Here is a 20,380-nt window from a genome sequence, read left to right as displayed (position 1 = left end):
CCCTCCCCTGCCGCATCGGTCAGCCGGCCGCGTACACGTCCTCGACGTAACGTCCGTCCGCGATCAGTCCGTCGAGCCACTGCTCGGCGGCCGTCTCGCCGGCGCCCGGCGTGTGCTTGCGGAACAGGGTACGGAACGCCTCCCGCACCCCGGGCGCCATCCGGGAACCGTCACCGCAGACGTACACCCGCGCTCCGGAGTCCAGCAGGCCCCAGACCTCCTCTGCCTCGGCGGCGATCCGGTGCTGGACGAACCGCACCTCGCCCTCGGGCGTCTCGCTGAAGGCGGGGCGCAGCGAGACGGCGCCGGCGGTCTCGGCGGCGCGCAGTTCCTCGGCGTGCAGGAAGTCCGCGTCGGGGGCGTCGCAGCCGAAGTAGCACAGGGCCGGGGCGAGTTCGGTGCCGGTCGTGAGGGCGGCCGTACGGTCGGCGATGGTGCCGCGGAACGGGGCGAGGCCGGTGCCGGCCGCGACCATGACGACCGGTGACGGGTCGCCGGTGACGTCGATCCGGAAGGCCTCCCGGCAGGGCTGGACGCGCGCGTAGACCGTGTCGCCGGGCTCGACGGTGGTGAGGTGGCCGGAGCCGGTGCCCCGGTAGACGCCCTTGCCGGAGCGTGCGGGCGCCTCCAGCAGCGACACCATCAGGTCCACGTGACCGGGGTCGACGGCGGGCGAGGAGGAGATGGAGTAGTGGCGCGGGCGCAGCGGGGTGAGGAGGTCGAGGAGCTGCGGCCAGTCCAGGGCGCCGCGCAGGGCCGGGTGGTCCTCCAGGATCTCCACGAGGGTGCGCGGATCGTCGGTGAGGGCGGCCAGGGCCATGCGCTCCGGCGGGCACGGGTTGGCGGCGGCGAGCGCGGCCAGCTGCCCGGCGCTCGGGCGCTCCTGCAGCTCCACGTGGTGGGTGAGGAGCTGCCGTACCGTCAGGGGCCGGTCCACGGCGATGCCGTCGCGGCGCGGGCGGGTGGCGCGGATGTCCAGGACGGTGCCGAGGTCGGCGCCGAGCGCGGCGGCCGCGCGGGTGACGAGGCCGGGGGCGTTGGCGGGCAGCACGGTGAGGTGGTCGGCCGTGCGGTAGGTGACGCCGTCCGGCAGGGCGATGCGCAGGAACCGCTTGCGCCGGGCGTGGCCGGGGGCGGTGAGGTCGCGGGCCTCGGTGACGCGCAGGGGGACGAGGCCGTGCCGTTCGGCGAGGGCGTCCAGCGGTCCGCCGGTCAGGGTGCGGACCTCGTAGGCGTTCGCGGGCTCGGGGCCCAGGGCGGTGGCGTCCGGGTCGCCGTAGCGCTCCAGGAGGGCGGTGCGCAGGGAGGCGGTGAAGGCGCGGACGGTGCCGGTGAGGTCGCCGGAGGCGTCGGCGGCGGCGCGCTCCACCAGCCGTGCGGCGCCGGACCCGGCGAGCCGCTCGTCGATGCGGGTGGGGACGTGCTGGTAGGTGGCGGCCCAGTTGCGGTCGCCGACGCCGAGGACGGCGTACGTCACGCCCGACCGGTCGTGGTTCTCCTCCAGCCGGGCGGCGAAGGCGGTGGCGTCGTCGGTGGGGCGGCCGTTGTAGGAGGCGGCGGTGATGACGACGGGCCGGTCGGTGGGCAGGCCATCCGCGTAGGCGTCGAGGGGGGCCACCTCGGTCGCGCAGCCGAGGGCGGCGGCCTCTTCGGCGAGCCGGCCCGCGACGTCACGGCAGGTGCCGTAGTTGCTGCCGTGCAGGAAGAGGGCGGCGGTGCCGGGGCGGACGCGGGCGGGCAGGTCCTGCGGCTCGGCCGCGGCGGTTTCCTCGGCCGGGGCGGCTCCGGGCAGCGGGCTGTGGACGCGGTCGGCGGAGGTGCGCGGCGTCAGCGCGAGGGTGAAGCCCTCGGGCTTGAGGGTGAGGGTCTCCTTGACGTCGAGCCGGTAGTCGGCGTGGTCGCCCATCCGGTAGCGGTGGACGAGCATGGCCAGCAGCATCGTCGCCTCGTGCAGCGCGAACTGCCGTCCGATGCACGCACGCTCGCCGGTGCCGAACGGCTTGAAGGCGTCCACCGGCCGCCGCGCCTCCGCCTCGGCCGTGAAGCGGGAGGGGTCGAACAGCTCCGGGTTGTCGCCCCAGACCGGCTGCCGGTGCAGCATCGGCGTGAGGACCAGGACGCCCTGCCCGGCGCGCAGCGGGATGCGGCCGCCGAGCAGGGTGTCCTCGCGGGCCTCCCGGGAGAACACGGCGGCGGTGGGCCACAGCCTGAGCGCCTCGTTGAGGACCTGGCGGGTGTAGGCCAGCCGGCCGACCTCGTCGAAGGTCGGCTCGACGTCGGTCCGGTCGCCCCACAGTGCGTCGACCTCGCGCTGCACCAGCTGGAGCACGGCGGGGTGCTTGGCGAGGTAGTACAGCGCGAAGGACATGGCGCCGGAGGTGGTCTCGTGGCCGGCGATCAGGAACGTGATGACCTGGTTGCGGATGTTGGCGGTGTCCAGCGTGGTGCCGTCGGCCGGGTGCTCGGCGGTGAGCATCAGGCCGAGGAGGTCGTCCCAGTCGCCCTGGCCGGTGCCGGTGCGCGCGGCGATGACCTCGTCGACGACCCGGGCGAGGTAGGCGGAGTCCTCGCGGAAGGCCGCGTCCTGCTCCGCGTAGTCCTGGCCGGGGACGCGTGCCAGGCGGGTCATGCTCCACTCCAGGCAGCGGACCATCGACTGGACGAAGGGGTGCGGCTCGGCCCGTTCGAAGGAACCGAAGTCGTAGCCGAAGCCGGCGAGTCCGATGGTGTCGAGGGTCATGCGGGTCATGTCGTCGGGCACGTTCACCGGCCGCCCGGCGCGGGCGTCGCGGTCCCAGGACGCGATGAGCCGGCGGGCGACCTCCAGCATCACGGGGTGGTAGGTGCGCATGGAGCCGAGCGCGAAGGCGGGCATGAGGATGTCGTGCGCCTTGGCCCAGTTGGGCTCGTCGTTGTACGCGGTGAACAGGCCGTCGGCGGCGAACTCGCGGACATTGCCCAGCCCGGGCCCGATGTGCTTGGCGAACCGCTGCTCGTCGGCGAGTTCGGTCACGAAGTCCAGGTCGCCCACGAACAGGGTGTCCCGCCCGTACAGCCGCCGCACCAGCACGGGCCCGTGCTCGCGCATCAGGTCCATGACCTGCTGGATGGGCGCACCGCCGGGTCCGGTGGCGGAAATGTCGGCGACGGGGACGCCGGGGAGGGTGCCGGCGGTCGGAGGGGTCTGTCCGGTGGGGGGCATGACGCGGCAACTGCCTTTCGCGGTACGGAAGTACTGCGCTCCAGCGTGATCCACCGGGCCCGGGAGGCGACACCTTCGCCCTACATGATTGTGTAGTGCAAGCAGATCTGCCGCTCTTGCGCGGGAGCGGCCCGGCGTGGCAGGAGAAGCTCGTGGACCCGGCCCGGCACGAGGCCGTGACGTGGCGCAACCGCGCCCTGCTCCTGTTCGACCGGGTCGCGATGCCGGTCGCGGTGTGCGACGTGTACGGGGCGGTGCTGCTGGCCAATCCGGCGATGGCGGCGGAGTGCGGCAGGTCGCCGGGACGGTTGCGCGGCCGCGACGTGCTGGAGCTGTTCAGCCCGCGGGAGGCGACGCAGGTGGAACGCATCGCCGAGGCGCTGCGCCTGCGGCACCGCTCGCGCTACCAGGTGTCGGTGCGCTGGCGGGCCCCGTGCGGCACGGAGCGCACCGGCGAACTGACGGCGGATCCGGTCAGCGACACGGCGGAGGACACCCCGGCCCTGCTGGTGATGCTCCGGATCGACCCCGAACGCGCCCCCTCCCCCGCCGCTCCCGCGGAACAGGCCCGGGTCACCCCGACGGAGGCCCGCATCCTGAGCCTCCTGGCCGCCGGCGCCACCACGGCCCGGGCCTCCCGGGAGACGGGCCTCACCACCGACGGCGTGACCTACCACCTGCGCCGGCTGTCGTCCCGCTGGGCCGCGTCCAACCGCACGGAGCTGGTGGCCAGGGCCTACGCGCTGGGGGTGCTCAGGCCGGGCGTCTGGCCGCCGGAGGCCTCGGTGGCCAAGTAGGCGGTGCCCGCCCCCGGCGGGGCGCCGAAGCGGGCGAGAGTGTGCCAGACCATCTTGAGGTCCTGCAGCGCATGGCGGCCTGTCCGGGCGGCATCACCTATGACCCTCGGATCGAGCAGACCGTCGCGGGCGATGCGGGCTCCCAGTGCGGCGTACTCCGGGCCGCGGTACCGCGCACGGCGTCGCAGCCCGGCCACGGTCAGCCGGTAGCCGGGGTGCCACTCGAGCGCACAGGGCAGTTCCCGGGCCGCCGTCTCGACGGGCGTGCCGCGATAGCAGGCGTCCAGTACGAGCGCCTCCACGTCGTGGGCGAGGTCCACCCCGCCGTGCACATGGGCCTCGATGTAGTCGTTCAGGGCATCGCGCTCGTCCGCCTCGGCCAGCGCGACCAGTGACATCCCGGCCGCGACACCGAAGGCGGCCGGCTCGGCGGCGCTGTCGGGGTAGCAGAACGTGGCGCGGTGCAGGGCCCCGGCCCGCAGCCGGAAGTGTGAGGAACCGAAGCGGGGTGCCGCTCCGACCACTTGCCGGCGGAAGTTCAGCGCGCCGTACACGGGCCTCTCGTGCCCGGCCGCTGCGTCGTACGCCCCGCCGAAGATCCGGCTTTCCCAGCGCCACCGGTCGCCTCCGGGGTGCGCGGTGAGACCGCCGTTGCTGGTGCCCGTGACGAACTGCGAGTGGTACGCACCGTCCTGAGCCAGCGCCGTGAGGACGGACCGGCCGTGCGAGGTCCGGTCCGGGTGGAAGTTCAGCGTGATACGCAGGCCCGGATCGACGGCCGGTCCCGTCGAGCGCCCCGCCACATGACGAAGCGCCGTTCTCGCGCACGAAGAGACGACCTCGCGGAAATCCATTGGCTCCCTCTCGCCGATGATGCCTAACCTGTCCCGGAAACCTAGGGCCCCTAGGTTTCGGGAGACGAGGCCCAGGGAGCCCTGCCATGAGATCACTCACCGAACAAGAGATCCGCAACTCGTTCGTCAACTGCTCCAAGGGCGAGGCCAAGCGGCTCGCCGTGCCCCGGGATCTCGACGGGCGGCCCTGGGGCGATCTCGACTTTCTCGGGTGGCGGGATCCGGGGGCGCCGGACCGGAGCTATCTGGTGGCCGAGCGGGACGGGCGGCTCGTCGGGCTGTCGATGCGGTTCCAGGCCGCGCAGCGCGGGTTCCTGCACCGCAGCATGTGCTCGCTGTGCCTGACGACGCACCCGCGGGGCGGGGTCTCGCTGATGACCGCGCGGAAGGCCGGGCCGGCCGGGCGCGAGGGCAATTCCGTCGGCGCGTACATGTGCACCGACCTCGCCTGCTCCCTGTACGTACGCGGGAAGAAGGCGCCGCAGGCCGGGTCCCGGTTCGAGGAGAGCCTCACCCTGGAGGAGCAGATCGCCCGGACCAGGAGCCACCTGGACGCCTTCCTCGCGAAGGTGCGCGCCTGACCCCTCGGTCGCCCCCGGTTTGCCCCGGCACTAACGTCCTTCATGAACGTCTTTGACGGACGTGTTCGACGGATGCGTTCGATGCGCCGGGGAAGGGGAACAGCCCGAGGATGCGAGAGGTACGTGAGTGGACGGCGCGCGCCGAGCGGATCGTGAGGAAGCGTCGTGATCCGGTGGTCGTCCAGACCCTGCGGTCCGCGACGGCGGCGACGATCGCGTACGTCATCGCGCTCCGGCTGAGCCCCGAACCGGCTCCTCTCACCGCACCCCTGACGGCCCTGCTGGTCGTCCAGGTGACGCTGTACGCCACGATCACGAACGGCTTCAGGCGGGTGAACGCCGTGGTGACGGGCGTGCTCGTCGCCATCGCGTTCAGCCTGCTGGTGGGTCTGACCTGGTGGAGCCTCGCACTGCTCCTGGTGGCCTCGCTGGCGGTGGGACGGCTGGTCCGGGTGGAGGAGTACGTACCCGAGGTCGCGATCAGCGCGATGCTCGTCCTCGGTGTCACCACCGTGGGAGACACCGCCTGGGCCCGGGTGGTGGAGACCCTGATCGGCGCGTCCGTCGGGCTCGCCTGCAACCTGCTGCTGGCTCCGCCGGTGTGGGTGGAGGAGGCGGGCGAATCGATCGAGGGCCTGTCGCGCCGGCTGCGGCAGCTGATGCTGCGGATGGGCGAGGAGGCCGCGGGCGGCACGCCCGTGGACCGCGCGGAGAGTCAGCTGCACGAGGCGCGCCGCCTGGACCACGACATCGTCGAGGTGGACGCGGCGCTGCGGCAGGCCGAGGACAGCCTGCGGCTCAACCCGCGCGTGCAGGACAGCGTCCTGCACCGGGTCGTGCTGCGCACCGGCCTGGACACGCTGGAGATCTGCACGGTCGTCCTGCGCGTGCTGGCCCGCTCCCTCACCGACCTCGCGAAGGAGCGCGAGCCCGAGCCGCCGTTCGAGGCCGAGACGGGCGCCGCCCTGGCACAGCTGCTGTCCGAGATCGCCGACGCCGTGGTGAGCTTCGCGGTGCTGGTCACCACGCACCTGAGCGCGAGCGCCGAGTCGGCGGAGGAACGGCTCGCCGCGGAACTGCGCACCGCCGCCGGCACCCGCGACAAGCTGGCCCTGCTGCTGCGCGAGGAGGCCGAGCGCGACCCGCGGCTCTGGCAGCTGCCGGGAGCGATCCTGACGGAGGTCAACCGCATCCTCGACGAGCTCGACACCGAGCACCGCACCCGCCGCCTGTTCGAGGAACTGGACCGCGTCTCGCGCGAGCAGCGGGCCAGGATGCCCCGTCTGACACGACTGCGGGAGCGGCTGGGCGTCACGGAGCAGATGTGGCGGAACCGCGCGGGGTTCGACGGGCGTTCTCGCTGAGGGGAACGCCGGCAGGGGGCCGGCACCTGAGGCGAGGAGCGGGCCATGGCGGACACGACCGTGCGGATCGACGGGAACACACTGCGGCTCCCCGGCGGGGTCGCCGTGCGGTTCATCCGCACGCTGCGCCTGCCGGAGACGGGGACGCATCCGCTGCCGCCGGGCCTCGGCGAGTTCCCGGTACGGCGCGTCGCGGACCACGCGGACCGGGTCCCCGAAGAGTGGCGGGCACGCGGCGGCGTGATGCTGCCGGTGTATCTGCGCGAGGCGATGTGGCTGAGCTTCGCGGGCACCTCGGAGCCGGCCGCGCTCCAGGTCGGTGTCGGCAAGGTGTGCGCGGTCTCGGGCCGGCCCTGGAGCGACCGGCCGGCTCGCGGTCCGCAGAACTACGTGGTGCTCCCCCGTCAGCCCTGGCTGGACGGCATCAACTCCGGCACGGGCACGGTCCGGCAGTTCGTGGCCGTCCCGCTCGGTCTGGGCGCCACCGTCGAGGGGCAGGTCACGGGTGAGGAGGTGTGGGGCGGCGTACAGCTGCAGTCCTTCGCGCTGAACGACCGGGAGCTGGCGCGCTGGCGGGCGGAGGAGCGGGAGCGGGCGGAGCGGACGCGGTTCATGGCGCCGCCGAGTGGCTACGGCGCCGCGATGCCGGGTGGCCTGCCCGCTGCCGCGTCCGGCGGCTACGGCGCCGCGATGCCCATGGCGGCCCCACCGGCACCGGGGGCGTTCCCCACGCCGTCCGCCCCCGGCTCGGCTCCGGCACCCGCGGCTGCGGGCGCTCCGCCGAGCCCGCCGCGCGCGGCCGCCGCGATGGGTCTGGGTGTCGGCGGCTCCATGCGGCAGGAGGTCTACCAGGACGACCGGCCGCTTACGGACTGGTCGGACCAGCCCGCGGGGCGGGTGTTCGTACACCTGGTGACGCCGCCGGAGTGGCGCCGCATCACCGGCGAGGCCGCGCCGCCGTCGCCGGTGGACCGGGCCGCCTACACCCGCGCGGGCCTGCCCTGGTTCGACTACTTCGACCAGGACGCGGATGACCTCGCCCCCACGGACACGCTCCAGGCCGTGAAGCCCGTCGGCGACTGGCTCGGCGACGACCACGAGCCCTGGCAGCAGCCCACATCGGGGCAGACGCAGCAGCTCAAGGACGCCCCGGGCCGACCGGTCGCGGACGGCGACTGGTAGCCGGCCGGGCCCACTGGACGGGGACGGTGCCCGTGGGCCCCCGAGGACGGGGACCTTCAGCACCAGCACGCGGGTGTTGCACCTCGCGCAACACCCGCTGCCGTTTGTTGCACCCGAGTGCCCGCAAACGCCAAGGTGGCAGTCACGACAGGACGAGTGACGACCTGAGGGGCGACATGAGCAGTGGTGGCTGGAGCAGGCGCCGGTTCGTCGGCGTATGGGCGGGCGGGGCCGCCATGGCGGCGCTGCCGTCCTGCGACAACGCGCCCGCGCCCCCGTCCGCCCCGGCCTCGACGCCCGAGGCGGGTACGAGCCCCTCGCGCAAGGCCGGGCGCCCCTCCGGGCCCCGACCGCTCCACCTGGGCACCTACACGTCCCTCGAGGGCGGCGGCAAGGGCATCGGCCTGGCCACGTACGACGCGGCGACGGGTGAGATCACCGCCGTCGGCACGATCGGCGGCGTCGGCGACCCGTCGTACCTCGCCGTCCACCCGGACCGCGGCACGCTGTACGCGGTGGACGAGCGTGACGACGGTGCCGTGACCGCCGTCCGGCTGTCCGACCGCAAGGTGCTGGGCAGCCGCAGCACCGGCGGCGCGGCCCCCTGCCATCTGTCGGTGCATCCGGGCGGACGCTGGCTGCTCAGCGCGAACTACGGGTCGGGCAGCGTGGCCGTGCATCCGATCGACACCTCGGGCGCCCTCGGCGAGCGCACCGCCCTCGTCCGTCACTCCACTCCCCCGCCCGGCCCGGGCCAGGAGGGCCCGCACGCCCACCAGATCGTCACGAGCCCGGACGGGGGCCATGTGCTCGCCGTCGACCTGGGGACGGACACCGTCTACACGTACCGGCTGGACGACAAGGCGGGCACGCTCGCCGAGGTCGGGCAGGCGCACACCAGGCCGGGCGCCGGACCGCGCCATCTGACGTTCCACCCGGGCGGCCGGTACGCGTACCTCGCCAACGAGGTCGACAACACGGTGGCGGTCTGCTCCTACGACAAGGCCTCCGGCCGGTTGACCGTGGGCGAGGCACAGTCCACCGGCACGGGTTCGGGCACGAACTACCCGGCGCAGATCCTGGTGACGGCCAACGGCCGGTACGCCTATCTGGCCAACCGCGGCCACAACAGCCTCACCCGTTACGCCGTCGAGGCCGACGGCGCCCGGCTCAGGCTGCTCGACACGGTGCCGGTGGGCGGGGACTTCCCCCGGCAGATCGCCTTCTCACCGGAGGGCACGCTGCTGTTCGCGGCGAACCAGAAGTCCTCCACCGTCACCGTCTTCCACGTGAACGAGGGCAACGGCGAACTGCGGCGCACGGAAGGATCGTTCCCCTCACCCGTCGCCGTCTGTGCGCTGCCGCTGTAGGGCCCGTGGGCAGGACACGGAGGCGGCCTGGCCGAGCAGGACGTGCATGCGTTCGGTGAGCTGCGCGACGCCGTCGGCGGGCGCGTGGAAGGCGAGGCGTACGTCGCCGTGGGCGCGGACCCGTTCGATGCGCAGCGTCAGGCCGTGCCGGTCGACGGCGAGCGGCCGGACGCGCACCGCGCCGTGCAGGCTGTCGGGGTCGACGAGCCGGGTGAGCCGTTCGACGGCGTCGGCGTGGCAGTCCGCGAGGTGGGTCAGCAGTTGGGCCTCGGCCGTGGTGAGCGGGTCGGGCACTGCGGCGGCGAACTCGGCGAGGTCGACCACCACGGAGCCGGACGGCCGCCGCAGCACGACACGCGTGGGCGTGAAGGCGAGCCTCTCCCCCTCGACGGCGAACCAGCCCGCGAGCCACAGCCGGGCGCGGATCCGGTTGCGGACCGGGACGGGCGCGACGTCCGCGAACTCCAGCACCGCGGACGGCTCGCCGCGCGGTGCGCAGATCGCGGCCGCGAGCAGGGCGCTGTCCTCGGGCACGTCCACGAGCACCCGGCCGTCCTCGTCCACGCTGTGCGCGCCGACCAGTTCCTCCCGTGTGCCCTCCGCGGTCACGGAGCACGACCACGCGGCGGCGAGCACCGAGCGCGCCCGCTCCGCCGCGGCGGGAGCCGCCGTCCAGCTGTGGCTGTCGTCACCCATTCCAGACCTCCTTAGGTAAGCCTCACCTAACCTACCGAAGATCAGGGTGCACGCCAACCGCGCCAGGCGGCCTTTACGAGACCTTTCAGGGCGTGAGAACGCCCAGCAGGGCGCGCGCACACAGCTCGCGCACCTGCTCACGGCCCAACTCCGTGCCGCGCAGCCACTCCAGGCAGACGGCCGTGGTGAACGCCAGCCAGCCGCGCACGGCCAGCCTGACCTCCGGCCGCCCCTCGACGGCGGGGCCGAACTCGGGATCCTCGGCGAGCGCGGCGAGGATCTGCCGCTCCTGCGCGGCCAGGGCCCGCTGATAGACGCGCCGCACCGCCTGGTCCCCTGCCGCGTCGGCGCGATGGAAAGCGCGATAGCCGTGCGCGTGCGCCTGGACGTACTCCAGGAACGTCTCAAGACCTGCCCCGAGTTGCGCGCGGACCGGGACGCCGGGCACCGCCGCCGTCATGCGCAGCATGCGCTCGCTCTCGCGCTCGACGACCGCCGCGAAGAAGTCCCGCTTGGTCGGGAAGTAGTGGTAGAGCAGCCCGCGCGACACCCCGGCGATCTCGGCGACCTGCTCGATCCACACGTCGTCGTAGGGGCTCTCCGAGAACAGCCGCGCACCGACCGACAGGAGCTGCTCCCGGCGCTCCTCGGTGCTGAGCCGGCGGCGCGTGCGCCGGCCCTGGTTCGCAGCCATGCCCGCACTTTACTTGACGCCGGTTCAACAACGGGCCCACACTGAACCGCGCTATTGAACCCACGTACAACACTTGCGAACCCGCCGCCTGATCAAGGGAGATCGGTCATGACGGAGGCGCCGACACGGACCCGGGAGCCCAAGGGTTTCCGGAGTGCCGAGCTGGGCTGGCCGGAGCTGGACCGCATCCCGCACCCCCCGCGCCGGATCCCGCTGCTCGGGGACGTCGTGGGGGTGAACCGGCGCACTCCCCTGCAGGACTCGCTGCGCTACGCCCGCGCACTGGGGCCGGTGTTCCGGCGGAAGGCGTTCGGCAAGGAGTTCGTGTTCGTGTGGGGTGCCCGGCACGCGGCCGACCTCGCGGACGAGTCGCGGTTCGCCAAGCACGTGGGGCTCGGCGTGGCCAACCTGCGGCCGGTCGCCGGGGACGGACTGTTCACGGCGTACAACCACGAGCCCAACTGGCAGCTGGCCCACGACATCCTCGCCCCGGGGTTCAGCCGTGACGCCATGGCGGGCTACCACCCGATGATGCTGTCGGTCGCGCAACGGCTGACGGAGCACTGGGACCGGGCGGCGGCGACGGGCCGGACGGTGGACGTGCCCGGCGACATGACCAAGCTGACGCTGGAGACGATCGCGCGCACCGGCTTCGGGCACGACTTCGGTTCGTTCGAACGCTCCCGGCCGCATCCCTTCGCCACCGCGATGGTCGGCACGCTGACCTACGCCCAGCGGCTCAACACCGTGCCGTTCCCGCTGGCGCCCCTGCTGCTGCGCAGCGCGAGCCGCCGCAACGCGGCCGACATCGCCCATCTCAACCACACGGTCGACGAACTGGTCCGGGCCCGGCGCGCCGCCGGCGGCGGTGACGGCGATCTGCTCGACCGCATGCTGGAGACGGTCCATCCACGCACCGGGGAGCGGCTGGCGCCGCAGAACGTCCGCCGCCAGGTCATCACGTTCCTCGTGGCCGGTCACGAGACGACTTCGGGCGCGCTCTCCTTCGCGCTGCACTACCTCGCCCGCCACCCCGATGTCGCGGCCCGGGCCCGGGCCGAGGTGGACCGGGTGTGGGGAGAGACGGCGGAACCGGCCTACGAGCAGGTGGCCCGGCTGCGCTACGTCCGCCGGGTGCTGGACGAGTCGCTGCGGCTGTGGCCCACCGCGCCCGCCTTCTCCCGGGAGGCCCGCGAGGACACGGTGCTGGCCGGGGAGCACCCCATGCGACGCGGGGCGTGGGCGCTGGTGCTGACGCCGATGCTGCACCGGGACCCCGAGGTGTGGGGCGAGGACGCCGAACGGTTCGACCCCGGCCGCTTCGACGCCGAAGCCGTGCGGGCCCGCCCCCCGCACACCTTCAAGCCGTTCGGGACGGGCGCGCGGGCGTGCATCGGGCGGCAGTTCGCGCTGCACGAGGCCACGCTGGTGCTCGGGCTGCTGCTGCGGCGCTACGCCCTGCGGGCCGACCCGGCCTACCGGCTGCGCGTCACGGAACGGCTGACGCTGATGCCGGAGGGCCTGCGACTGTACCCGGAGCGCCGCAGCCCGGCGCGGGAGCCCGCCTCAGATCTGCGCCGTCCAGTGCCCGGGGCGGGTGACTGACCCGGGCAGCCGGGTACCGGCGCTTCCCCGCGCCGCGTTCAGCTGTGGCTGGGTGAGGAAGAACGCCCCGGTCAGGTCGGCGTCGGTGAGGTCCGCGTCGCGCAGGTCGGCACCGATGAGGTCGGCTCCCCGCAGATCCGCTCCGGTGAGGTCGGCGGCGATGAGATAGGCGCCGCGCAGGCAGGCACCGCGCAGGTCGGCGCCCTTGAGGCGGGCGCCCATGAGGTCCGCGCCCCGGCGGTCCTTCCTGCGGCCCTTGAAACCGGCCCTGGCCAGCTCGCTCGTCCTCAGCAGCAGGACGTTGACGTCCTGGCGGTGGGCCGCCACGTCCAGGGCGGCGAGCTCCTCGGGGGTTCCGCCGGCCAGTTCCTCGGTCTTCTCCAGGGCCTCGCGGAGTTCGGCGTGGACGGGGCGGGCCGCCGGCAGCGTGAGCGCCTCGGTCAGGTACCAGAGCAGCTCGTGCAGCTGCCGGACCACCGGGAACACGTCGAACATGCGGCGGGCCCGCTCCGGCGGACCGGGCCGCCAGTCCTGTCCGCCGAAGGTGATCTGCGAGACCCGCTGCCCGGCGCCGAAGCAGTCGTAGACCGTGCAGCCGGTGAATCCCTTCTGCCGGAGCCGGGCGTGGATGCCGCAGCGGTGGTCCTCCCTGAGGTTGCGGCAGGGCGTGCCGGCGGCCTTGTCGACCGCGAAGTCGGCCGAGGCGGCGAAGGGCAGGGCGACGCAGCACAGGCCGAAGCACCGCTCGCAGTCGCCGCGCAGGCCTGCCCGCCCGGTCTGTTGTTCTCGCATGGCGTTCAGCATACGAAACGACAAGTGACGGGCCGGTCGCGGTCACACCGCCGGTCCGGGCACCTCCAGACGCTCCAGCCGCTCGGGGTCGGCGAGGATGTACAGGTCCGTGATGCGGCCGTCGACGACCGTGACGCCCATGACCGACTGGACGCGGCCCTCGATCGCGTTGACCATCCCGACCGAGCCGTTGACCAGGACCAGCTCCGCGGCCTGTGTGAAGGGGGCGAACATGAGCGCCTGCTCCGCCACCGCCTTCGCGCCCTGGACGAGCTTGGAGGCGGCCGCCCCCCGCACGAGCGCGCCCGCATCGGCCCGCAGCAGCACGTCCGGGTGCAGGACGGCCACCAGCGCCTCGAAGTCACCTGCGCGGGAGGCGGCCAGGAAGGCGTCGAGCACCTGCTTCTGCCGGCCGAGGTCCGGTTCGGCCGACGGAGTGGCGGCGCGCACCCGGCGGCGGGCGCGACTCGCGAGCTGCCGGGTGGCGGCCGGGTTGCGCTCCACGATCGGCGCGATGTCGTCGAACGGCACGGCGAACATGTCGTGCAGGACGAACGAGAGCCGCTCGTCGGGCGTGAGGTTCTCCAGCACGACGAGCAGGGCCAGGCCCACCGAGTCGGCCTGGAGCACCTCCTCGGCCGGATCGACGTGGGACAGGGGGCGCAGCACCGGGTCCGGGACGTAGGCCCGCGCCGTGTCCTGGGTGTCGCCGATCGGCTCCTCGCGGCGGGCGGTGCGCGAGCGGAGCATGTCCAGGCAGACCCGGCCGGTCACCGTGGTCAGCCAGCCGCCGAGGTTGTGGATGTCGTCCGTGTCGGTGCGGCTGAGCTTGAACCAGGTCTCCTGGACGGCGTCCTCCGCCTCGGAGAGCGATCCGAGCATGCGGTAGGCCACCGCCTTCAGGTGTCCGCGCTGTTCCTCGAAACGGCGCGCCAGTTCCTCGTCGCCCGTCATGGTCTCCCCCGTCTGTAGATCAACCGCCGGTCATCTGCTGAACAGTTCGAACGCCACCGCGGGGCGGCCCCCGAACCGCTCCCCCGTCCTCTCCGCGTGCTGTGTCAGGAAGCCGCGCGCGTAGGTCTCCGGGTCCTCGCCGGTCAGCGCCTCGATGTAGGTGCGGTGTTCCAGCAGGGAGCGCACGGCCCGTTCCATCCCGGCTGTCGCGTCGACCGCGTGCGTGGGCGTGCTGGAACCCGCGACCGCGACCCAGCGCACGCCGTCCCAGGGATCGAGGCCCTGCTCGATCAGCTCGGGGAAGATCCACCGGTTGCCGGCGTCGCCGGCCGCGTCGAGCGTGGCCCGGCCGACGGCCACGTGGTCCGGGGTGTTCCAGGCGACGCCGCCCCAGGTGTCGCGGTGGTTGAGCGTGAGGACCAGCTCGGGCCTGTGGCGGCGGACGGCGGCGGCGATGTCGCGGCGCAGGGCGGTGCCGTACTCGATGACGCCGTCCCTGTGGTCGAGGAACTCCACGTCCGACACGCCGACGACCGCCGCGCTCGCCCGCTGCTCCCGCTCGCGCAGCGGCCCGCAGAGCTCGGGCTCCAGCGTGTCGATTCCGGCCTCGCCCCGGGTCGCGAGGACGTAGGCGACCTCACGGCCCTCGTCGGTCCAGGCCGCGATCGCCGCCGAGCAGCCGTACTCGAGGTCGTCCGGGTGTGCCACGACCGCGAGGGCACGCCGCCAGTCGCCGGGCATGGGCTGGAGTTGAGTGGTCGTCATATCCGCAGACTAGTCCGCGCCACCGGCGTCACGGGGCGTACGGCACGGCATCACGCCTCGTCCCGCGCCAGCGCCAGCAGCCGGTCCAGGACGCGGGAGCCGCCGACGCGGATGCCGTCGTGCTCGAACTCGTCCGTGATCCACGTGCGCACACCCCGGATCGCGCGGGCGGTGCGCAGGGAGTGGGCCGTGTCGACGTACATGTCGTCGTGGTAGACGGCCGCCACCACCGGCACCGTGTTGGCGGCGAGGCGAGCCGGGTCGTACAGGGGCGTCCAGTCGGTACGGGCGGCGAGCTGTTCGGCGGTCTCGCGCAGCGGGCGCAGGGCCGGGTCGCAGTCGAACATCCAGGGGTGGATCGATTCCCCGGTGAACAGCAGGGGCTCGTCACCGGCGAGGGCCTTGGCGGCGTCGAACTGCGGGAACTCGGCGCGGACCCGCTCGGCCGACCAGGCCGTCGGCCGGGCGTCCCGGCCGTAGATCGACTCATGGACCAGGGCGTACAGCGGGTGGCGGGCGAAGGAGAGCATGGCCTGCACCTGCTCCTGGAAGGCGTCCGAGAGCGTCATGCCCTGCGGGGTGCGGACGAAGGCGTCCTCGAGGAGGTAGTGGAGGCGGTGGGTGCCGTCTCCGGTGCCGAGGATGATGCCGAGAAACTGGAAGGCCTCGACGGTGAGCCGGTAGCCGTTCGGCAGGACCACGTCGTGGTGGAGCAGGTGGTCGGCGATACGGCGGGCGCGTTCAACATCCTGCGGGTAGCGGGCGTAGTGGGCGGTGACCTTGCGTTCGATGCGCGGGTACGCGGCCCGGTAGACGTCGTCGGCGTGGGCGTCCAAAGAGGGCAGCCCGCCGGTGATGACAGCGGTGGCCAGACCCTCGGGGGCGAGGGAGAGGTACGAGGTCACGCAGAAGCCGCCGAAGCTCTGGCCGAGGACGGTCCAGGGCTCGCCGCCGGTGAGTTCCGCTCGGACGGCCTCGCAGTCGCGGACGATCGCGTCGGCCCGGAAGTGCGTGAGGTAGTCGGCCTGCTCGGCCGGGCCGCCTCGCAGCGGGAGGGTCTGGCGGTTCGCGGGAGTGCTGTGGCCGGTGCCGCGCTGGTCCAGGAGCAGGACGCGGTACTCCTTCAGCGCCCTGCCGAGCCAGCCCGGCCGTCCGACGGACCGGTCGGCGCCGAAGCCGGGTCCGCCCTGGAGGTAGAGCAGCCAGGGCAGTTCCTGGGACGCCTTGTCGCTCGCCACGACCTCACGGGCGTACAGCTCGATCGTCTCGCCGTCGGGGCGGCCGTGGTCGAGGGGGACGGTGAAGCGGCGGTCGGTGAGGAGGACTCCTGGCTGGCGGTAGCTGACGGTCAACAGGGCTCCCGGGACGGACGGATTTTCGGGCCGCGTCCCAGTTCATCACAAGGATCGCCCGTGAGTGAGCCCCTCGATCATGAAACCCTGCTGAACGGCTGTTCAGGCTCAGCGGGCGGACAGGCTGGAGCGGCGGACCACCAGCTCGGGCTGCAGGACGACCCTGCGGTGTTCGTGTGTGCGCGCCGCGCCCTCCTCCTCCGTCTCCTCCAGGAGCAGGTCGGCGGCCAGGGCACCCATGGTGACGGCGGGCTGCCGCACCGAGGTGAGCGGGACGGCCGCCGCGGCGGCGAACTCGATGTCGTCGTAGCCGACGATGGCGAGGTCGTCGGGAACGCCGACACCGGCGGCGTACATGGCCTGCAGGACACCGAGGGCGAGCAGGTCGTTGGCGCAGAAGACGGCGGTGGGCCGGTCGGCGAGCCCGAGCAGCCGGGCCCCGGCGTCCCGTCCCGCGGCGACGTCCAGCCGTTCGGTCGGCAGCTCGCGCAGCGCGTCGGGGCCGAGCCCGGCCTCGGCGAGCGCTTGGAGGGCGCCGGTGCGGCGGTCACTGACCTGGTTCAGGCCGGGCGGACCGCTGACGTAGGCGATCGAACGGTGCCCGGCGTCGACGAGGTGGCGTACGGCCAGGGCCCCGCCCGCGATGTCGTCGACGGAGACCGAGCACTCGGTGGTGCCCTCGGCGACCCGGTCGACCAGGACGAACGGGATGCCGTGCCGGCGGAACGTCTCGATGTTGCGGCCGGTCGCGTCGGCCGGGGTGAGCAGCACGCCGCGCACCCGCTGCTCGGCGAAGAGCGACAGGTACTCGGCCTCCTCGCCCGGGTTCTGGGCGCTGTTGCAGACCATGACGCCGAGTCCGGCCTGCCGGGCGGCGCGCTCGGCTCCGCGCGCGACGTCGACGAAGAAGGGGTTGCCCATGTCGAGGACGAGCAGCCCCATGATGCGGCTGCGGCCCGCGCGCAGCTGGCGCGCGGACTCGCTGCGGACGTACCCGAGCCGGTCTATCGCGGACAGCACCCGGGCCCGGGTCTCGGTCGCGACCGTGTCCGGGCGGTTGATCACGTTCGAGACCGTGCCGACGGAGACTCCGGCGACGCGGGCGACGTCCTTGATACCCACCGACTGGGCCATCGGGCAGGGACCTCCAGAGGGGGACGAGGGGGCGGCCGGGGCGGCCTCACATTACCGGCATGCCGCCCCGGGAACCGGATGCGGTCAGGCGGGCAGGCGGAAGTCCGTCACGTGCAGCGCCGAGGGCGTCGTGCCGCTGGACTTCTCCTGGTACATGAAGGACAGCACCCCGTCCTGCGCGACCCGCGTCTCGTCGATGACGACCTCGCCGAAGGCGTTGAGTCCGCTGCCGTCGAAGAGGATCCTCCAGTCCGTGTACCCGGAGGCGGCGGAGGCCGCGGCGATCCGGCCGAAGGGGAAGACCGCGTAGGCGTTGTCGTACTTGTCCAGGATCAGCTTGGTGCGCTGGCTGGAGTTGAGCGGGACCGGTATCTCGGTCTTCTGCCAGGTGCCGGAGGCGTTCTTGCGGACGTGGAAGGCCCTGCCGTTGGCGGTCCGGTCCGCCACGTAGTTCGTGGTGCACTGGCCGAAGCGGCCCGGGACGTAGGAGATGATCGCGTGCGGCCGGCCCGTGGAGTCGGTGAACTGGCTCTCCTGGTTCATCAGGGAGTGGTCCGGGTTCAGCGGGTCGATCACCAGGCCGGCGTCGGTCACGGACACCTTGTCGGAGCCTCCGGTGACGCCGACGACGGTTCCGGCGTTGTTGCGCCAGGTGCGGCCCCGGTCGTCGGAGTAGACGTAGCCGGTGTCGTGGTTGGTGATGCCGCCGCCGTTGCACATCACGGCGCCGTTCTGCTCGCGCCAGGTGAAGAAGGAGTGCAGCCGGCCGTTGCGGTCGTAGTCGATGCCGTGCAGGTACATGTTGCGGGCGGTGGAGGAGCCGTGCTCGCTGGTGTAGGTGCCGGTGGAGGCGGACCACTCGCCGAGGTTGGTCCATTTCGTGCCGTCGTACTCGGCGAGGGCGTTGCGGCCGTTGCCGGAGACGGCGACGCGGTAGCTCAGCTGGAGCTTGCCGTCCGGGGTGGAGACGAACTGGGGGTAGGTGAACTGTGAGGTCAGCGCCAGGCCGTCGAGCGTGGACTGGGGCGCGCCGAAGCGGCTCGCGGTCCAGCTCAGACCCCCGGGGTTGTCCATGAGCCCGGCGACCGACTTGACGTAGGTGAAGCCGTCGCTGTGGGAGTCCATGTTGAGGTGCAGGCGGCCGTCGGCCTTGGAGACGCCCATGGAGATGACGTTGTGGGAGTCGTTGTACCGCAGGGTGTGCCCGACCTTCACGGTCGACCAGGAACCGGCACCGAGGGCGCGGCGGCCGACGACGGCGTTGCGGTCGGCGGTGTACCAGACGGCGTACTGGTAGCCCTTGTAGGTCAGCAGGCCGTTCTTCTGGAACGCGTTGTTGTTGACCAGCCCGTCGTAGGACACGAAGAAGAGGGCCTGGGCGTCGAGCGTGGTGGTGCCGGTCCGGGTGACCGACGGGCCGGGATCGGCGGCCCGTGCCGTGCCGGCGGCGAAGGCGGGGGTCACCACTGCTCCCGCGAGGGCGGCGGCCAGCAAGGTACGTCTGTGCATCTCGTGGACTCCATCGTCATGCGAGGTGGAACACTTCCGTGAGCGGTTTCATGGCCTCGTCGGGCCGGGCGCCGTCCAGCGACTCGAAGAACGGCGCCATCTCCGCCTGCCAGCGGGCGTTGACGTCGGTGGCTTCCATGCCGGCCCGGGCGGCCTCGAAGTCCTCGGTCTCCAGGTAGCCGACGAGCAGCCCGTCCTCGCGCAGGAAGAGCGAGTAGTTGTGCCAGCCGGTCCGCGAGAGCGCCTGGAGCATCTCGGGCCACACCGCGGCGTGCCGCTCGCGGTACTCGTCGAGGCGGTCCGCCCGGACCTTCAGCAGGAAGCACACGCGCTGCATCAACGATTCTCCAGGACTAGAAGTTGAACTGGTCGATGTTCTTGGCGTCGAACACGGTCGGCTTGCCGAGGCTGATCACGCCGTCCTTGCCGATGGTGTACTCGCCCATGGAGCCGGCCTTGAAGGTCTCGCCCTCCTTGCCGGTGATCTGCCCGGAGGACAGGGCGACGGCCGTGCGGGCGGCCAGTTCGCCGAGCTTCGCGGGGTCCCACAGCTCGAACGCCTCGACGGTGCCGTTCTTGACGTACTTGCGCATGTCGTTGGGGGTGCCGAGGCCGGTCAGCTTGACCTTGCCCTTGTACTTGGAGCCCGAGAGGTACTGGGCGGCGGCCTTGATGCCGACGGTGGTCGGGGAGATGATCCCCTTCAGGTTCGGGTACTCCTGGAGCAGGCCCTGGGTCTGCTGGAAGGACTGCTGGGCGTCGTCGTTGCCGTACGCGGTCTTGACCAGCTTCATGTTCTTGTACTCGGGCTTCTTCAGCTCGTCCTTCATGAAGTCGATCCAGGTGTTCTGGTTCGTCGCGGTCTGCGCGGCGGACAGGATCGCGATCTCGCCCTTGTAGCCGATCTGCTTGGCGAGCAGCTGCACCTCGGTGCGGCCCAGGTCCTCGGCGGAGGCCTGCGAGACGAAGGCGTTGCGGCAGCCGGGCGTGGTGTCCGAGTCGTAGGTGACGACCTTGATGCCGTTCTTCATGGCCTGCTTGAGCGCGGTGCACAGCGCGCCCGGGTCCTGCGCGGACACGGCCATCGCGTCGACCTGCTGCTGGGTGAGCGTGTTGACGTAGCTGACCTGCCCGGCGGTGTCCGTCGCGCTGGACGGCCCGACCTCCTTGTAGCCGGACCCCAGCTCCTTCAGCGCCTTCTCGCCGCCCTTGTCGGCACTGGTGAAGTACGGGTTGTTGACCTGCTTGGGCAGGAACCCGACGGTGAGGCCCTTCTTGGTGGCGGCGTTCGGGTCGGCCTTGCCGGCGGTGGCGGCGGAAGCGCCTTCGTTCGCCACGTCCTTCTTGGTGGTGCCGCCGCCGCAGGCGGTGAGGGCCAGGGCGAGAGAGGTGGCGGTGGCGAGGGCCGCGCAGCTGCGGCGGAGGGTTGACTTACGCATGGCGAATTCCTTTGAACGAGGTTGAGGGACGCGCCCCTTCAGGGGCGCGGGGCTGTACCGATTTGCGGCTCCGCCGCGTGGGCGCGACCA

General features: G+C 72.6%; 18 protein-coding genes. 6 read left to right on the top strand and 12 right to left on the bottom strand.

The window, feature by feature from the left end:
• Positions 1 to 19: 19 nt before the first annotated feature.
• Positions 20 to 3,202 (bottom strand): cytochrome P450, encoded by a 3,183-nt coding sequence (locus tag AB0F04_RS19360; RefSeq protein ID WP_362043069.1) that lies wholly within the window; start codon positions 3,200 to 3,202, stop codon positions 20 to 22.
• A gap of 152 nt (positions 3,203 to 3,354) precedes the next feature.
• Here AB0F04_RS19360 and AB0F04_RS19355 point away from each other — a divergent pair, with 152 nt between their 5' ends.
• On the top strand, positions 3,355 to 3,999 hold the full coding sequence (locus tag AB0F04_RS19355; RefSeq protein WP_362043520.1) for a PAS domain S-box protein: 645 nt from the start codon (positions 3,355 to 3,357) through the stop codon (positions 3,997 to 3,999).
• On the opposite strand, the gene AB0F04_RS19350 is transcribed toward AB0F04_RS19355, so the two are convergent.
• Complete coding sequence (locus AB0F04_RS19350) at positions 3,939 to 4,853, bottom strand: DUF3626 domain-containing protein (protein WP_362043067.1); 915 nt, start codon at positions 4,851 to 4,853, stop codon at positions 3,939 to 3,941. The genes AB0F04_RS19355 and AB0F04_RS19350 overlap by 61 nt on opposite strands.
• Positions 4,854 to 4,939: 86 nt before the next feature.
• Between AB0F04_RS19350 and AB0F04_RS19345 the strand changes: the two genes are divergently transcribed.
• The 4 genes from AB0F04_RS19345 to AB0F04_RS19330 all read left to right on the top strand — a co-directional run bounded on the left by AB0F04_RS19345 (position 4,940) and on the right by AB0F04_RS19330 (position 9,350).
• Positions 4,940 to 5,434 carry an FBP domain-containing protein gene (locus AB0F04_RS19345; RefSeq protein WP_362043065.1) on the top strand — a complete coding sequence of 165 codons (495 nt, stop codon included), beginning with the start codon at positions 4,940 to 4,942 and terminating at the stop codon, positions 5,432 to 5,434.
• Positions 5,435 to 5,544: 110 nt separating this feature from the next.
• Positions 5,545 to 6,798, top strand: a complete 1,254-nt coding sequence (locus AB0F04_RS19340) for an FUSC family protein (RefSeq protein ID WP_362043063.1) — start codon at positions 5,545 to 5,547, stop codon at positions 6,796 to 6,798.
• Positions 6,799 to 6,843: 45 nt separating this feature from the next.
• Positions 6,844 to 7,980, top strand: a complete 1,137-nt coding sequence (locus AB0F04_RS19335) for a hypothetical protein (RefSeq protein WP_362043062.1) — start codon at positions 6,844 to 6,846, stop codon at positions 7,978 to 7,980.
• A 176-nt stretch (positions 7,981 to 8,156) separates the two neighbouring features.
• Positions 8,157 to 9,350 carry a lactonase family protein gene (locus AB0F04_RS19330; RefSeq protein WP_362043060.1) on the top strand — a complete coding sequence of 398 codons (1,194 nt, stop codon included), beginning with the start codon at positions 8,157 to 8,159 and terminating at the stop codon, positions 9,348 to 9,350.
• Here AB0F04_RS19330 and AB0F04_RS19325 read toward each other — a convergent pair.
• Positions 9,318 to 10,046, bottom strand: coding sequence for a DUF2470 domain-containing protein (locus AB0F04_RS19325; protein WP_362043058.1), 729 nt, complete (start codon positions 10,044 to 10,046; stop codon positions 9,318 to 9,320). The two genes, AB0F04_RS19330 and AB0F04_RS19325, sit on opposite strands and share 33 nt — an antisense overlap.
• Positions 10,047 to 10,131: 85 nt before the next feature.
• The gene (locus tag AB0F04_RS19320; RefSeq protein WP_362043056.1) at positions 10,132 to 10,740 is read right to left on the bottom strand and encodes a TetR/AcrR family transcriptional regulator; all 609 of its coding nucleotides are present in this window, start codon (positions 10,738 to 10,740) and stop codon (positions 10,132 to 10,134) included.
• Positions 10,741 to 10,848: 108 nt separating this feature from the next.
• On the opposite strand from AB0F04_RS19320, the gene AB0F04_RS19315 reads away from it, so the two are divergent.
• Entirely contained in the window at positions 10,849 to 12,345 is a 1,497-nt protein-coding gene (locus AB0F04_RS19315) for a cytochrome P450 (protein WP_362043054.1), read from the top strand.
• On the opposite strand, the gene AB0F04_RS19310 is transcribed toward AB0F04_RS19315, so the two are convergent.
• From AB0F04_RS19310 to rhaS, 8 genes are all read right to left on the bottom strand, one after another.
• Positions 12,307 to 13,149: a pentapeptide repeat-containing protein gene (locus AB0F04_RS19310; RefSeq protein WP_362043052.1), complete on the bottom strand. Its 843-nt coding sequence runs from the start codon at positions 13,147 to 13,149 to the stop codon at positions 12,307 to 12,309. The genes AB0F04_RS19315 and AB0F04_RS19310 overlap by 39 nt on opposite strands.
• A 30-nt stretch (positions 13,150 to 13,179) precedes the next feature.
• Positions 13,180 to 14,091: an RNA polymerase sigma factor SigJ gene (gene sigJ / locus AB0F04_RS19305; protein WP_362043050.1), complete on the bottom strand. Its 912-nt coding sequence runs from the start codon at positions 14,089 to 14,091 to the stop codon at positions 13,180 to 13,182.
• A gap of 30 nt (positions 14,092 to 14,121) precedes the next feature.
• Positions 14,122 to 14,856: a PIG-L deacetylase family protein gene (locus tag AB0F04_RS19300; RefSeq protein WP_362043048.1), complete on the bottom strand. Its 735-nt coding sequence runs from the start codon at positions 14,854 to 14,856 to the stop codon at positions 14,122 to 14,124.
• Positions 14,857 to 14,906: 50 nt separating this feature from the next.
• The gene (locus tag AB0F04_RS19295; protein ID WP_362043047.1) at positions 14,907 to 16,208 is read right to left on the bottom strand and encodes an alpha/beta fold hydrolase; all 1,302 of its coding nucleotides are present in this window, start codon (positions 16,206 to 16,208) and stop codon (positions 14,907 to 14,909) included.
• A 108-nt stretch (positions 16,209 to 16,316) separates the two neighbouring features.
• The gene (locus AB0F04_RS19290; RefSeq protein WP_362043045.1) at positions 16,317 to 17,342 is read right to left on the bottom strand and encodes a LacI family DNA-binding transcriptional regulator; all 1,026 of its coding nucleotides are present in this window, start codon (positions 17,340 to 17,342) and stop codon (positions 16,317 to 16,319) included.
• 84 nt (positions 17,343 to 17,426) lie between these two features.
• On the bottom strand, positions 17,427 to 18,851 hold the full coding sequence (locus tag AB0F04_RS19285; RefSeq protein ID WP_362043043.1) for a BNR repeat-containing protein: 1,425 nt from the start codon (positions 18,849 to 18,851) through the stop codon (positions 17,427 to 17,429).
• 16 nt (positions 18,852 to 18,867) lie between these two features.
• Positions 18,868 to 19,188 (bottom strand): L-rhamnose mutarotase, encoded by a 321-nt coding sequence (locus AB0F04_RS19280; RefSeq protein ID WP_362043041.1) that lies wholly within the window; start codon positions 19,186 to 19,188, stop codon positions 18,868 to 18,870.
• Between the two features lie 16 nt (positions 19,189 to 19,204).
• On the bottom strand, positions 19,205 to 20,290 hold the full coding sequence (gene rhaS, locus AB0F04_RS19275) for a rhamnose ABC transporter substrate-binding protein (protein ID WP_362043039.1): 1,086 nt from the start codon (positions 20,288 to 20,290) through the stop codon (positions 19,205 to 19,207).
• Between the last annotated feature and the right edge of the window lie 90 nt (positions 20,291 to 20,380).

The organism is Streptomyces sp. NPDC029041 (assembly GCF_040637515.1).
In the GTDB taxonomy this organism is placed as follows: domain Bacteria; phylum Actinomycetota; class Actinomycetes; order Streptomycetales; family Streptomycetaceae; genus Streptomyces.
This window is presented reverse-complemented; position numbering and strand designations above follow the sequence as displayed.